The organism is Bacillus sp. DC4300-2b2 (assembly GCF_049895685.1).
GTDB lineage: Bacteria > Bacillota > Bacilli > Bacillales > Bacillaceae > Bacillus > Bacillus safensis.
In genome coordinates, this window is the sequence record NZ_JAFCSW010000001.1 from 107,051 (window position 1) to 121,463 (window position 14,413).

The 14,413-nt window shown below is 41.5% G+C and carries 10 protein-coding genes; 3 read left to right on the plus strand and 7 right to left on the minus strand.

Features of this window, described 5'->3' with window-relative positions; genetic code table 11:
* Window positions 1-67 precede the first annotated feature (67 nt).
* From essA to ACP69X_RS00680, 6 genes are all read right to left on the minus strand, one after another.
* A complete protein-coding gene (gene essA / locus ACP69X_RS00655; protein ID WP_426052325.1) occupies window positions 68-553 on the minus strand; it encodes a type VII secretion protein EssA in 486 nt (161 codons plus the stop codon).
* Window positions 543-3,440, minus strand: coding sequence for a type VII secretion protein EsaA (gene esaA, locus ACP69X_RS00660; RefSeq protein ID WP_338527344.1), 2,898 nt, complete (start codon window positions 3,438-3,440; stop codon window positions 543-545). Before esaA ends, essA begins: the two co-directional genes overlap by 11 nt.
* Complete coding sequence (gene essC / locus ACP69X_RS00665) at window positions 3,437-7,912, minus strand: type VII secretion protein EssC (protein WP_426052326.1); 4,476 nt, start codon at window positions 7,910-7,912, stop codon at window positions 3,437-3,439. Before essC ends, esaA begins: the two co-directional genes overlap by 4 nt.
* A 51-nt stretch (window positions 7,913-7,963) precedes the next feature.
* Window positions 7,964-9,277, minus strand: coding sequence for a type VII secretion protein EssB (gene essB, locus ACP69X_RS00670; protein WP_041088444.1), 1,314 nt, complete (start codon window positions 9,275-9,277; stop codon window positions 7,964-7,966).
* Window positions 9,278-9,291: 14 nt separating this feature from the next.
* Window positions 9,292-9,531 (minus strand): EsaB/YukD family protein, encoded by a 240-nt coding sequence (locus ACP69X_RS00675; RefSeq protein WP_003213579.1) that lies wholly within the window; start codon window positions 9,529-9,531, stop codon window positions 9,292-9,294.
* A 95-nt stretch (window positions 9,532-9,626) separates the two neighbouring features.
* On the minus strand, window positions 9,627-9,920 hold the full coding sequence (locus ACP69X_RS00680) for a WXG100 family type VII secretion target (RefSeq protein WP_003213769.1): 294 nt from the start codon (window positions 9,918-9,920) through the stop codon (window positions 9,627-9,629).
* A gap of 406 nt (window positions 9,921-10,326) precedes the next feature.
* Between ACP69X_RS00680 and ACP69X_RS00685 the strand changes: the two genes are divergently transcribed.
* The 3 genes from ACP69X_RS00685 (at window position 10,327) to ACP69X_RS00695 (ending at window position 13,517) form a co-directional block, all read left to right on the plus strand.
* The gene (locus ACP69X_RS00685; RefSeq protein ID WP_024423341.1) at window positions 10,327-11,556 is read left to right on the plus strand and encodes a PucR family transcriptional regulator; all 1,230 of its coding nucleotides are present in this window, start codon (window positions 10,327-10,329) and stop codon (window positions 11,554-11,556) included.
* A gap of 110 nt (window positions 11,557-11,666) precedes the next feature.
* Window positions 11,667-12,803, plus strand: a complete 1,137-nt coding sequence (gene ald / locus ACP69X_RS00690; protein ID WP_426052327.1) for an alanine dehydrogenase — start codon at window positions 11,667-11,669, stop codon at window positions 12,801-12,803.
* Between the two features lie 117 nt (window positions 12,804-12,920).
* Window positions 12,921-13,517: a biotin transporter BioY gene (locus ACP69X_RS00695; protein WP_426052328.1), complete on the plus strand. Its 597-nt coding sequence runs from the start codon at window positions 12,921-12,923 to the stop codon at window positions 13,515-13,517.
* A gap of 39 nt (window positions 13,518-13,556) precedes the next feature.
* Here the strand turns inward: ACP69X_RS00695 and ACP69X_RS00700 are convergent, their stop codons facing one another.
* The gene (locus ACP69X_RS00700; RefSeq protein WP_041088437.1) at window positions 13,557-14,333 is read right to left on the minus strand and encodes a sporulation protein; all 777 of its coding nucleotides are present in this window, start codon (window positions 14,331-14,333) and stop codon (window positions 13,557-13,559) included.
* Window positions 14,334-14,413 lie beyond the last annotated feature (80 nt).

The window sequence follows — 14,413 nt, forward strand, 5'->3', positions numbered from 1 at the left end:
GTAGTGAAACGGTATGACATCAAGCAATCTGCATAAAGAAAAGCCTGCCTCTTTTAAAAGAGACAAACTATTTCTTTTCAGCCTTCGCATTCACCTTTGGAATCAGGATAATCATCACGACGAGACCAAGGGCTATCAAGAAACCAAAGATAATCGGAAGCAGTGCTGATGTCTGCTTCTCATGTTCATCCTCAGAAGGTGCTGATACAGCCGAATCACTAAAAGAGATATTCATCTCATTCATCATACGAGCTGGTGTTTTGGGCGGGTTCTCTTTTAGATCACTGAAAAGCTGCGGAGAAAGAGATCCGCCCGGGGCTTTAGGCGGTTCAGCAAAATGAATGTCTGTTTTGATTTTTGACGTCGTTTTGCTTTGTTCGTATTTCGTTTGATCCCTCAACATACTCGAGTTAATATTAAGTTCCTTTTCCTGATATTCATTCGGCTTGACATTCGTATCCGTATCTTCACCAGCAGCAAAAGCGGCAGGGATGAGGAGAAAAAGGGAAACGGCAGCGAGTGCCGCCCCTTTCACGAATAGATTAAGCTTCATGAGTCACATCACGTTCCTCTGTTTTATCTTTCCATAGCTTTTTCACAAGCGGTACGACCATGAAAAGGACAGTTAAAATCACTAACCCTGTGACGCCCATTCCAAAGGTGTCTCCATTTCCATATTGGATCGACAAGTACACGTCTGTCACTGGATTGGTAAAGTGGAAATTCGGCATTACCAAATCAATTAACGGTGCGACAAAGAAGAAAATAAGCGCCGTTGCTGCCATCCATCCGGCAATGGAACCGAAAAGGAAGGCCGTGCGAATAAAGGCAGAGCACGCCACCAATAACAAAATGGTGAAGATCGACCATTGAATGGCTTGATCATCTGCAAGCTTGTAAATGTTCAGTCCAAACAAGCTGATCATAAGTCCGACTAATAGATTCAAGATGCCAAACAGTGCACCTTTGACCAGCATCGGAGCTGACGCATAATACGAGCTGAAAAAGCCAATTAACAAACTGCTGATCATCACAATGACCAAAATGACCACCGGTGGTACAGTCTGCGTTTTTTCTTCCGGCACATCGCCGCTGATTTTCAGTGGATTGGCTAAATGGTTATACACATAGTTGCTGTTGCCTTGATCACTTAATGTATTTCCTAAAATACCTTTTAAATCTTGCTGAACAAGTTTTGTAGAGTCGACATTCTTGCTCCAGTTTTCATTCAGCGTATCTGCTTTTTCTTGAACCGTTGTCACACTCTCTTCAATGTTATTCGTATAATCCGCCACCCCTTTTTGGCGGTCGGTTAACGAACTCATATTTTCAGAAAGACGAAGTACTTCCTGACCAATTGAATCCTGTGCACTGACAACAATTGAACTGCCTGCAAGGTCTGCTGTATATACCGCATCTCCTTGATCAGCCATTTGCTCAGCTACATTGTCCGCACTTTCAGCAATTGTCTGTAATTCCTGTTCCATGCTTGCCTGCTGAGTCGTGATGTACTCTGCATAGCCATCTGAGAACTTCTGCATCTCATCAATAAAAGTAGACACATCATCGTTTGATGTCAGCATCTGGTTTTTGAGCTTATCCCAGTTTTCTGTTTCTTCTTTTTTGATAGAGAGGATGGATTGGATTTCTTCTCCTTTAGTGTCATATAGAGAAGAGTTATTAGATGGTTGATAGACATTTGTGATCATTAGCTCTAGCTGAGAGAGTTGATTTGAATAGTCCATTAATTTTTTAGTTCTTGTTGATTTCGTTTCGAATTTTTTCTCAAAAAGATTATCGCTAAAGACATTACTAATCGGTGAGTTCCTGCGCTTCAGCTCTTTTACTTTGCTTACAATGGATGATTCCTGATTTTTGATTTCATTTGGAATGACATTATATCGATCTTGTAACCATAGAATCATCTTTTCAAGTTTATCTACTTTTTTCGTCAGACTCTCAAGCTCTTTACTCATTTGACTCACTTTGTCTTTCAATTCGTCATTATGAGCAGCAGCTTTTTCTTGAATTTTCTTTTTCACTTCATCTAAGCGAGTTGAGAGTGCTTTTAGGTCATCCTGCGATGAATTCTTACTGCTGGTATCTGGCTGAGCAGGATTTTCACCGCTTTCACCTTGTTCCCCATCTTCAGTCGTAGGCGGTGTTTCCTGTTCTCCTAATTGATCCGCAAGCTCGTTCATCTCTATTGAAATTTGTGAGAGTTCATTTGTTTCTTCATCTAAGTTAATCCCAATCTCTTCTGGGTTTTCATTATCTTGGTCTGATGGCCCGTCATCATCAGAATCAACTGGCGGTTCCGGCTCGTCCATTAACTCTTGCCTTTTTGCTAATAGCTTTGTCTGCAGGGCTGATATTTTATTTCGATAATCTTCTAAGTAACGCTCTTCATACTTTTTAATCAGTTCTTCCTGAGACGTCTTCACAAGTTCCGTTAATCCCGTTGATTGCTTAGGAATAGCCTCTTCTCTCGACTTTTGAACAGATTGGATGGCGCTGTCAGTTGTTTTCAGCTGACTTTGTACCCCGTTGATGTCTGTTTTGAGTCCACCCATTTGATCACTAAAGCTGCGGACATTTTGGTTTTGAATGTCAGCGAGCTGTTTGAGCCCTTGCTGGATTTGCTTTTGGTTTGTTGATTGCGCTTTGATCAAGAGATCCTTTTGTTTGTCTTGATACTGCTGGTATTGATCGACTACTTTCACAAAGTCCTTTAACTGGTTATTTGCTTCTTCTGTTGTACTCAAGCCGTCTTTATATTGTTTCTGTGAATCGGCCATTGCATTCTTTAATTCTTCTATTTGTTTCTTCTGCTGCTGTACGGCATCTGATAGTTTGTTCGAGTTCGGCTTATAGAAATTGTACATCGTGTTTTGGAATTCGACTTCTTTGCCGACAATATGCTCAAACTCTTCTCTTACATTGCCAATCTCCTGTGATACAAAACTCCAGTATAACGTCGACATCTGTTCATTCATTTTCTTTTGCGCATTTTCTAGCTCTCTTTGCACTTTCTCTTTATTGACTGCATTGAGCTGATCTTGAATCGAAAATTGAATGGACGCCTTTTCAGGATGGTCTTTATCATAGCTCAGCACATTTTTAGAGAAGTCAGACGGAATATAGAGGACAGCGTCATACTTTCTGTTTTTCAGTCCATTTTCCGCCGCACTGCGATTCACTACAGTCCATGTATAATCAGGACGCTCTGACAATGCTGCCACAACATCCTGTCCGAAACGAGCCGTGTTTTCACTTTCACTCGCTCCCATATCCTCATTGACCACCGCAATATTACGTGTGGCATTCTTCTTCTGCTTTGCCGGATCATCTCCAATCAGGTGGAAAAATAAAACCGGCAGCACAAGAATTAATATCATGGTGGATATGATTTTGATGGAGCTTTTTTGCTGCTCTGTCATTGAACACTCTTCCTTTCTACCGCACATAAAGGAACCTGGATTTTCTTCTCTTTCCCGTTTTCAACCAAATAGCCGAAGCCGGGCTGAATTTCCGGTTCTTGTCTTGCATACGGAAGCGGCATGATGTTTTGCTCTGATTTTTTCATGAGTAACATGGCATGACGAACTTGTTTGATTTCGTTTGTGAGTGCATCATAGCCCTTACTGAACTCGGTATGATTCCCTGATGCAATCAGGCTGAAGCCTAAGTGTGCATATGACTTCATGAAATCAGCCAATTGATCTTGAAGACGCGGATCGATCGTCTGCTGAAAACGCGTAATGCCATCAATCACAAGCACAATTTGAGGAAATGACAGCTGATCGGTCTCTCCTCGGCGTACAGCTTCGACATACATCTCTTCCCGCACCTTGAATAAGCGGTCCATTTCTTCTGCCCATTCCGTGATATCATCCTTTGTTTCAAGGTAATCAATGTTCTCTTCTTTTGCATAATGGGATAGACCTCGATCAATTGAATCAAAGACAGCCAGTTTTTCAGGCTTTGCTACTAAAAGCTGCTCAAGCATCAGTTTTGTCACATTTGTTTTCCCGCGCTGCGTTTGACCGATGATGAGGCAATGTTTATTCTTTTTCAAGTCAAAATAAACAGGTGCCACAGATTCCTCATCTAATCCGACTGGAATGTTATAAGGCGGTTTTTGTTCATCTAAACGACTCTCAAGCTCCCAAACTGTCAGCTTATCAGGAAGCATTGGCACAGGCTTTGGTTTTTCGGCTGCTTCAAAGCGGTCATGAAGAAGCTGTATCTCTTGTTTCAGATGCTCAAACAATTCGAGATCATTCTCTCCTTCAACTGGCAAAAACATTTGCGCAAAATAAAGCTCCTCTTTGTTGATAATCACTCGTCCTGGGATCGGCTCTAAACTGAATTTCGGTCTGCCAATAATCGAGTACGCCTCTCCTTGATCCATTAAGTAATGGACAATCTTAGTTTTCAGATTGTTCATCAGCGATTGACGCACTGCATTTACCCGGGTCGCCGTAATCAAGAAGTATATACCTAGTGATTGTCCGTCACGGCTCAGCTGAATAAATTCAGATTCGAGATCATGCATTTCGTCTTTGACAATGTCAAAGTTGTCAATCACGATAAAAATGAACGGAAGCTTTTTCTCATTTAAGGCATTGTACATTTTGATATGACTCATTTCTTGCTGTCTGAATAATCGCTTGCGATATTCAACCTCTTCCCGCAGACGCTTCATTGATTTTTGAATTTTTCTCATCTGATCCATTAAGAAATAATCCGCCGTATGCGGCAGTTTGGCTAACGGAAGCAATGTTCCGTTTCCGAAGTCATAAATATATGCGTGCCATTCTTCAGGTGAATACCTCTCCGCAAAGCTCATCAATAGTGTTGTAGCAGCAAGTGATTTGCCATAGCCGGAGGAACCAAAGATGCCAATGTTCCCATCTTCCATCATTTGATAAGAAAGTGGATGCTGGCTTTGCTGATCTGGTTCATCGACAAGCGCAAAATGGAAGACATGCTCTTCACTCGACGCATAACGTGTTTTTGGAATACGTTCCTCAAGCGGTGGAAGCCATGGACTTGGCAGCTTCTCAATTCCAAGCTCTTGCTGCATACGTTCAATTTCATCCACAACAGCAGAAATTTCCGTCACTGTCTCTTTTTTCACTGCTGGCTCTGTGCTTACTCCTGATAACGGAATAAGACCTGTATCAGTCACAATGGCAATGTCATCTTCTGAGCCGTAGCCATCCTCCATATATGGTGCACCGCTCCAAGCCGATTGGAACAATTCATAAATTTCATTGTTGCCCACTTGTAAATAACCGCGGCCTGTGACGGTAATGGACGCTGCATCACTATTTTTCAAAATTTCTTTACTGTCTGACGCATCTTGCACTTTTAGTGCGACCTTAAAACGGGAGTTACTCCAAATCTGATCATCAATGACCCCGCCTGGCTTTTGGGTAGCTAAGATCAGATGGACCCCGAGGCTTCGGCCGATACGTGCAGCACTGACAAGCTCTCTAATAAAGTCTGGCTCTTCACTTTTTAATTCAGCAAACTCATCAGAGATTAAGAACAAGTGAGGCATTGCCTGCTCAGCCTTTTTCTCCTTGTAGAGCTTCGTATAATCATTGATGTGATTCACATGATACTGATCAAACAGCCGCTGTCTTTTCTTCAATTCACTTTTAATTGAGGCAAGCGCTCTTTCACTAAAGTTCTTGCTGCCTTCAATATTGGTGATCGTTCCAAGTAAATGAGGAATATTTCGGAACGGCTGTGCCATTCCGCCTCCTTTGTAGTCAATCAACAGGAAAGCAACTTCGTGCGGGTGAAAATGTACAGCGAGCGATAAAATATATGTCTGTAAAAATTCACTTTTCCCTGATCCCGTTGTTCCCGCCAATAGTCCGTGCGGGCCGTGTGCTTTTTCATGCAGGTTCAGATCGACAATGTCGTTTTTCCCTTTATAACCGATTGGCACTGATAATGATTTGGCCGTTTCTGAAGTCAGCCATTTTTCACGAATGCCAATGTCATCTACATGTTTGGCATGGAAAAGATCAAGGAATGAGACCGTCTCAGGAATCGAATTGGTCATGCCAACTTGATGATCTAATGTTCTCAAGGTTCTGGCAAACAGTTCATTGTCCCCGCGCTGATGTGTATCAAGTTGAAACGGAATTCGTACTGCCTTCTTGTGCTGAATGAGAATATCTCCTTCTTCTTCGTTAATATAACGGACAAGCGTCGAAATATTTTCAGCTAAGCTTTCCTTTGTTTCTGCTGCAAAGATGATGGAGATACCAAGATCTGTCCGGCTGCCTTCTAAGTATTCTAAAATCACATGCTCGGCAATGAGCTCATGATTTGTCACGATGAACACAAAATGAGGCGTAAAGATTTTCTTCTCTTTTTCTTCTTCTAAATCACGCTCACGTAAAATTTCATAAATCGAGGACAACAGCTGATCGCGTGTTTGTTCGTTGTAAATAAACCCTTTGCCATATGTATGAGGCAGCTGGAGGTGCGGAAGCCATTTCATCCATTCCCAATTCTCATACTCCTGCTCATGAAAGATAAAGACAAATCTCAAATCGTGATAGCTGTGCGAGAAAGCAAGCTGTCCGACAAGCTGATGAAGCTCATTTTTCACAATCGCAGGCTTCCCAATTAATCCTGTTGGACCATCCGCAAGGCCGAATGTAATCGGGACATTCTTCACTTCACGATATACTTTTTGCATGTGCTGCGTTTGTTCCATTAAGTCATCAACATCTCGATTGGCCATATCGCCGCCGCTCATCGATAATTCATAGCTTGATGGGACTGCTCCCGTTCCAAGACGCAGATGCAAGAAGTCGTCACTCACAAGTGTCTTTTCCCAAATGCGGCCGCTGATTTCTGATGTTAAATACTTCATTTGTTCAAATGACGGATAATGATATGTCAAAATATATTGCTGGCGGTCATACAGCTCCTGCAGCTCTTTCCGCTTATTTTCTAAATAAAGAGAATAGACTCGCTGCCGCTTCTCTTCTCGTCTTTTGCGCTGTGATTTTTCTTTAAAGTATTGAACGGACGATGTAATTAACGTCATGATAAACATCGCCATCGACACGACAATAAAGATTCCGCGCGGCTGGATAAGGGCGACAATCCCCATCACAAGGAGCATGACAAGCGGCGGAAGGACAACAAGCCAAAGCCCTCTGCTGTTATTTTCACTCTCCTGCGAAGGAAAACTAAAGGATACCCGGTCATCTGGTAAATCATAAATCAAACGCGGTGTACGTCTGTATGAAGGGTATTTTTGTTTTGTTTCGGTGCTTGGCGGTCTTGTTTTTTCCAAGCGTGTTTGAAAGGGTTCGTAAGCTGTCACCTTTAATAAATCATCATCTATAAATGTCACCGTCAGAAAGTTCCAGAACAGCTCATCTCCGGCATAAACCTTCTCTGGACCGTTGATTTTCTTTCCGTTCACGTAAATCGTCTCGTCCTGAGGCATGACATACCATGTTCCTTCGATTTTCTCTAAAGTGAACTGGCTGGCATCTTGAAACATGGAATGAGCTTGTTCTTTCCACACATCGATCTCATCTTTCTCTTCACGTGAAAAAGACAGCTCAACTCTATTTCCTAGGTAATAAATATGCTGATCATGATGTGCATCCATTAAAATAAATGTGAGTGAACCAAGCTGATATGGTTCATGTGGAAGTAATTTGCCTTTCTTCTCATCTCCCTGATAAATAGTAAAACCATCATTCGGTTCATCAGGAGATAAACGAATTGTCCCTTCATCAAATGAAAGTGAAGGGATTGTCACCGTATGCTCTATTTCTGGTCCAATCAGAGCTTCTCGATTGAACTGCTCATCTAAACGGACGGTTTGATAATCCTCCTCATAAAAAACCCAAAGAAGACTCAAACGCTCCACCTCCTCATCGGACAGCACCAACTGTCAGTTGTATCGAAAGAATTATTTTTTCTCATCTTTTTTTGTCTGAGAGGTTTTCTTTTTCGCTTCAGATTCTTTCTCTTTTTTCTCTTGATCGGCTTTTGACTGCTCTTTTTGTTCAGCTGTTTCATCTGCTTGGCTTTCGCCCGATGAGTCACTTGTGCTTGTCTCAGTTGTTTCTTTTTCTTCATATTTCGCCATTTCTTTAATGATTGGATCTAGCTGTTTTTGTTTTTCTTCAGCAGAAAGACTGTCATCGTTTTGAATTTCATTGCGGTAGGCGACGAGTGCCGTGAATATGTACCTGTCGTCTCCAAGCACCCGTGCAATATCAAGTGCTTCCTTGCTATTGCCTTGTCCAATATGAATCCAGAATAGGAAGTATTGCGGATCTGTCTGCAATGTGTACGTTTCTGTGATTTCTTTTTTATGCTGATCAAGTAAGAGGCTGCCTTGATTCGTTTGTACATACGAAATGGCCAGTTCATATTGAAGAGAGACTGGCATTTTATTGGCTGGATACTTCTCTAACGTATCCACCACTTGACTGTACTGCTTGTTGAGATAATATTTGTTTGCCTCGACGTATGCTTCTTGTTTTGGCATGGCAAAAAAGAAGGTATAAATGGTGTACACCAATGCAGGGATTAATAGGACAAGTAGACCTAGTCCGATGTATCGCTCAATCTTCCATTTCTTTTTAGGGATGGTTAAGAGCGTTTTTTCTTTCGTATCGATTGCTTTGATCTTTTGCTCAATCAAAGCTGACAACTCTTCCAGCGACTTCGTTTCACTAATTTCTTTTGCCAGCTCAGATAATTTCAACGTTTCATTGTAAGCCACATATTCTTGAAATTGATATTCATGGTCAACCACTCGAAGAACGACGGCCTTGACCTCTTTTAACAGGCGATGTTCATCAGTTTCATATGGCGGGAGGCTTTCTTTGACTCCATAATGCAAAAATGCAGGAGCTAAGCCTTGATGAAAAACAATGTTTTCAGGAGAAACAATAGGATGCAGCCGCTTCACATCGTGTTTAAGAACTGCATCGACAAGCTGGTATGAAAAAATCCATTTACTTTTTTCATCCTTTGCATGGATGAAACGAAATTCCTGATAGGCAGGAGGCGGTTGTATAGAAATGATGACCTCATCTTCGGTTAATTGAATCTCTTTCTGAAATGAAGGGTTGATGTCTTTGATCGGTGCCGCTTCTAAACCGTCTAAGAGTTTAATTGTCTCTTTTTGAAAAATAAAGGTATAGGTGCCTCCCTCTTTTTTCATGACTGCTTCTAATTGTTCTTCTAAATAGGAACTCTTTTTATCTGCCATTTACAAAAGTCCTTTCATAGTATTTCCAGCCTGTCTCCTGTGGTAATTCCACAGTCTGACAGCTTATATTCGCCTGAAAACACAGCTTTCTTATTGACTACTCGCACCCATCCGCCTTCCCGCTTTGGAAGCGAGATTTGTTTTGCCTGCCAGGCGATATGGATGACTTGTTTAATATGTAAATAATTTGATAGTCTCAAATCAAACACACTGCCATCATAATTTTTTAAGTCGATGGTAATATCGATATACACAAATTTCCACCTCACAAAATAGAAAGAGCGCCGGCATCCATTGACAGACTCGGCGCTGTTTCTGCTTTTCACACTTAGAAAGGAAATCCCCTTGATTAGCCGCGGATTTGGCTTGCGATGTCTTGGTCAGTGCTTTCAAGTGTATTTGCCGTTTGATCAAGCTGATTGCTGACATCTGTTAATAGATCAGACATTTTGATAAATGAAGGCTTAAGCTGTTCGTATTGATCAGCAAATGCTTCACTAGAAGCACCTTCCCACATTCCTTTTAAATCAGAGATCATTCTATTTAGACGATCAACTTGGTTTAACACTTCTTGACTTTCAACACCATATTGCTTAGCGGTCGCTCTTAGTTCTTCTGGGGTTACGCGAATAATTCCTGACATATTCCTCATTACCTCCCGTGCATAGCCGCCATATAATGGGCTAATCCACTTATTTTTTGACGTTATTATTATAAAAACAGAAATGATACACAGTCAAACAAATCTGTTTTTATTTTACAAAATGAGTCTATAGAATTACTGTTTTTTCGCTCTTTATCTAGTATTTAACAATTTTTTGGTCATATATTCTTAATAAGTATCCGCTCACTTCGATGAACCTTTCCGCCTATTGATTTTTTACTACGTTATTATTGTACTATTTCTTTTTCATCGTGCTTCAGCATCCATTTGCTTGCTTCTCACACTTTTTGTTTTTTTAAGTTTATGGCAGTTTTTTGTTGATTTACGTACCTCATTCTCTTCATAATGTAAGTACGTGAAATATTCGAAAAAGCAGGGGTTTTTTATGACAAAAAAGACAGATCCGTTTAAGTATAGTCTTGATCGTTTAGAGGATGTGGCAGACCAAATTAGTGATGTGCTCAATTGCCCTATTACTATAGAAGATACTCATCATCGATTATTGGCATATAGCACACACAATGATTTTACTGATCCTGCCAGAACTTCAACCATTATCTCCCGCCGGGTACCGGAAAAAGTCATCAATCGGCTTTGGAAGGACGGCATCATTCCTACACTCCTTAAAACAGACGAACCGCTTCGTGTCCCTCAAATTGCAGAGGTGGGTTTATCTAGCAGGGTCGCCATTTCCATCTGGAAGGACAAAGAAGTGCTCGGATTTATTTGGGCGATTGAATCCGCACAGCCATTTTCAGAAGAAGAAATGGACCTTCTCAAAATGGCAGCACATGCCGTGAAAAACAAATTACTCAATTTACAAATTCGAAAAACGAAAACAGAGGAACGCAATCAGGAGCTTTTCTGGAAAATGCTCACGGGTCATATTCATGAAAAGGATGAGATGCTTGACCTTTTTTTAAGACTTGGCATCAGATGTCCAGACACATATGCCATCATCATCTTCCGTCTTCGTGACGAACTCACAGAGGAGACAGAAAAAAAGCTGTCCTATCTGCTTGAAACAACACAGCAAGTACAGGTATTGTTAACGACTGTTGATTTTCACGAATTCATTATTCTTGTCTCCCCAAAAACAGAACATCCGCTTCAAGATATTAAACAATTCACAAGCGGCATGCTGCAGCAGCTTGCGGACCGGTATCATATTCAGCATGTTCAGGCAGCAATTGGAGGAATTTACGATAACATCTCTCAAATTCAGCCTTCCTATAAAGAGGCACTGGCTGTATTAAAAACGAAAGAACGCTTTCCAGTTGAAACAGAACGTTTAAACAGCTTTTCTGAACTAGGCATTTATCAATACCTTGATGTGCTTGCTGAGAAGCGAAAGGGCTCTTCTTACTCCAGTTACTCTTTATCGAAGCTGGAGGATTACGACCTGAGGCATCATTCCAACCTTGTCGAAACACTTGAACGGTTTATTGACTGTGACAGCAATGCCAATATTGCCGCAAAGCAATTAAATATCCACATCAATACCTTAAATTATCGATTAAAACGGATTACAGACATCGCAGAAATTGATTTAAAAAACATGAATGAGAAAATGACCATATACCTTGATATGAAGCTAAAAAACGTCCATTTGTGAAATTTCACAAAGAGGCGTTTTTTTATTTTTTATTTCAACCGAAGAATTTTCTAAACTTTCAGGATACACTAGACATACAATATCAATAGATAAGTATAGGAGGAATAAACATGATCATCGGCATTCCGAAAGAAATTAAGAACAATGAAAACCGAGTGGCATTAACACCAGGAGCAGCTTCTCAATTGCTTTCAGCTGGACATCAGATTTTAATTGAAACAAACGCTGGTTTTGGAAGCGGATTCACTGATGACGATTATGTATCTGTTGGTGCAGAGATTCTTGATCAGGCGAAAGATGTATGGGCATCTTCTGATATGATCATGAAAGTAAAAGAACCATTACGTGAGGAATATCCTTATTTCAGAGAAGGACTCATCTTATTTACGTACCTGCATCTAGCCGCAGAGCCCTCCTTGGCTGAAGCATTAAAACAAAAAGGCGTTACAGCCATTGCTTATGAAACCGTAACGGACGGAAGATCCCTCCCTCTTCTCACACCTATGTCTGAAGTAGCAGGCAGAATGGCTGCTCAAATTGGTGCACAATTTTTAGAAAAGCCAAAAGGCGGAAAGGGTATTTTACTTGCAGGTGTACCAGGGGTATCAAGGGGAAAGGTCACCATTATTGGCGGCGGTGTTGTTGGAACAAATGCAGCGAAAATGGCGATCGGACTTGGCGCAGATGTCACCCTGATTGATGTAAACGCAGAACGCCTGCGTCAGCTGGACGACCAATTTGGCCATCAAATGAAAACGTTAATGTCCAATCCTGTCAACATTGCAGATTCAGTCAGTGAGGCAGATCTTCTCATTTGTGCTGTGCTGATTCCTGGTGCCAAAGCACCAACGCTTGTGACAGAAGAAATGGTGAAACAAATGAAGCCTGGTTCTGTCATTGTGGATGTAGCGATTGATCAAGGCGGCATTGTCGAAACCATTGATCATATCACAACCCATGACCAGCCTACTTATGAAAAACACGGCATATTGCATTATGCTGTCGCCAACATGCCAGGTGCGGTTCCGCGGACATCAACTGTTGCGTTAACGAATGTCACTGTTCCATATGCACTGCAAATTGCGAATAAAGGCGCTGCAAAAGCCATTAGAGAAAACAACGCCATCGCAGAAGGTGTCAATGTCATGAACGGACATATCACGTACGAAGCGGTCGCTCGTGATCTCGGCTATGATTACGTACCTGTCAGCAAAGCCATCGATGCCACTTTTATGACCGAAGCTTAATCAACTACCCGCCCTCTTGATGGGCGGGTTTTTATTGTTAACCCAAAATAAAAACAAGTTGACAAAATTTCTTCTTCCCCTTAATCTATTTGTACAGATAAGACAGGGGGAAACATCATGCAAAAGAAGACACGAACTGCTGACTTTGTGCTAGTCGGAATGTTTGCTGCACTCATGGCTATCGGGGCCAATATCACATCTATTGTGCCGTTTTTACAGGTCGGCGGAATTCCACTTACGATGCAGCCGTTTTTTTGTGTGCTTGCCGGTCTCTTACTCGGCAGACGGCTCGGGGCATTAGCTATGATTGTCTATGCCTTGGTTGGAATTGCTGGTGCACCAGTATTCGCTCAGTTCTCTGCGGGCTTTGGGGTCATTTTAGGCAAAAGCGGCGGCTTTGTATTATCATACCTCCCTGCTGCCTGGCTTGCCGGATTCATTCTAGAAAAAAGAAATAATCCTGGCTTTGGCCGCTTTTTGCTTGCAGCCATTGCTGGTACGACCGTGATGTATGTGATTGGAACGACCTATACATACCTCGCATTAAATGTATGGCTAAATGCACCGATTTCCTATCAAACCACATGGTTCTTTATGATCTGGTTTATGGTAAAAGATTACGCATTGACTATATTACTTGCGATGCTGGCACCTAAAATTTATCGCTCTGTATCCAAAGCCACATCCTTTCGAAAACAAGAAGCTGTTTCATAGAAAAAAGAGCCTGTTATCATTCAGGCTCTTTTTTCATCATTACTCAGCGTATTGATCTATGATTTGTTCTAGCATTCCTTCAAGTACTTCTACATTTTCAAGATCTGATGGACTGAAGCGGTAGCGCGCAAGCTGTTCTCCTTCATTATACATCTCTTCGAGCCATCCTCTCAGGCCTCTTGCTCTGCGGTCGACTTCAAAAACAATGTCTAAGCCGCCTTCATCTATCAGAAAAATCAGCTCTAGCTCATCAAGCATATAGCGATAGTAGTCTGATGTCGGAATGAACTCGAATTCTTGGACGAATGGCAGGCGCCGCTGAAAGTAAGGTGCTTGCTCACAGTCTGCTTCGTTCAGGTGGAAGCCAAGATTTCTAGTGGCCTCCAGTACATTTCTCACCCAAGGATGTGCTTCAACGAAAATGCGGTCATAGTCAGATTTATCGATTCCGCCTTGGATATCAAGGTCTGTCATTACTGCAATTTCTACTTTTCCGATCGTCATCGGGGTATCGATAGGAAGAATAAATGAAAACGGAAATTCATGCTTTTCTCCAGGCTGAATGGTAAAAGAATCCGTCACCCGTAAAGTAAAGATATTCACATATTTTCTATGCTCTTCATCATCTTTCACAATCACATACTGTGTTTGAATCTTGACATTGATATAGCGGATGTCCTGAGCAATTTTTCCGCCCTTTACATGGACAGTTCCCTTTACTTCTTGTCCTGGATAATAAGCGTTTTTCTCTAAAATGGTATCTACTTTTGCTGCACCAATCCCAGCACTTGCCGCTAGCTTTTTAAAAAATGACATATCCCATCTTCCCCTTTTCATTTTTATCAGCATATATACGTAATATAGAGGAAGAAAGATTCATTTAATTCATACTTTTG

Coding starts and splice junctions, on each gene's coding strand:
- essA (WP_426052325.1), bottom strand. CDS start 553: ATGAAGCTTAATCTATTCGTGAAAGGGGCGGCACTCGCTGCCGTTTCC.
- esaA (WP_338527344.1), bottom strand. CDS start 3,440: ATGACAGAGCAGCAAAAAAGCTCCATCAAAATCATATCCACCATGATA.
- essB (WP_041088444.1), bottom strand. CDS start 9,277: ATGGCAGATAAAAAGAGTTCCTATTTAGAAGAACAATTAGAAGCAGTC.
- ACP69X_RS00680 (WP_003213769.1), bottom strand. CDS start 9,920: ATGTCAGGAATTATTCGCGTAACCCCAGAAGAACTAAGAGCGACCGCT.
- ACP69X_RS00685 (WP_024423341.1), top strand. CDS start 10,327: ATGACAAAAAAGACAGATCCGTTTAAGTATAGTCTTGATCGTTTAGAG.
- ald (WP_426052327.1), top strand. CDS start 11,667: ATGATCATCGGCATTCCGAAAGAAATTAAGAACAATGAAAACCGAGTG.
- ACP69X_RS00695 (WP_426052328.1), top strand. CDS start 12,921: ATGCAAAAGAAGACACGAACTGCTGACTTTGTGCTAGTCGGAATGTTT.
- ACP69X_RS00700 (WP_041088437.1), bottom strand. CDS start 14,333: ATGTCATTTTTTAAAAAGCTAGCGGCAAGTGCTGGGATTGGTGCAGCA.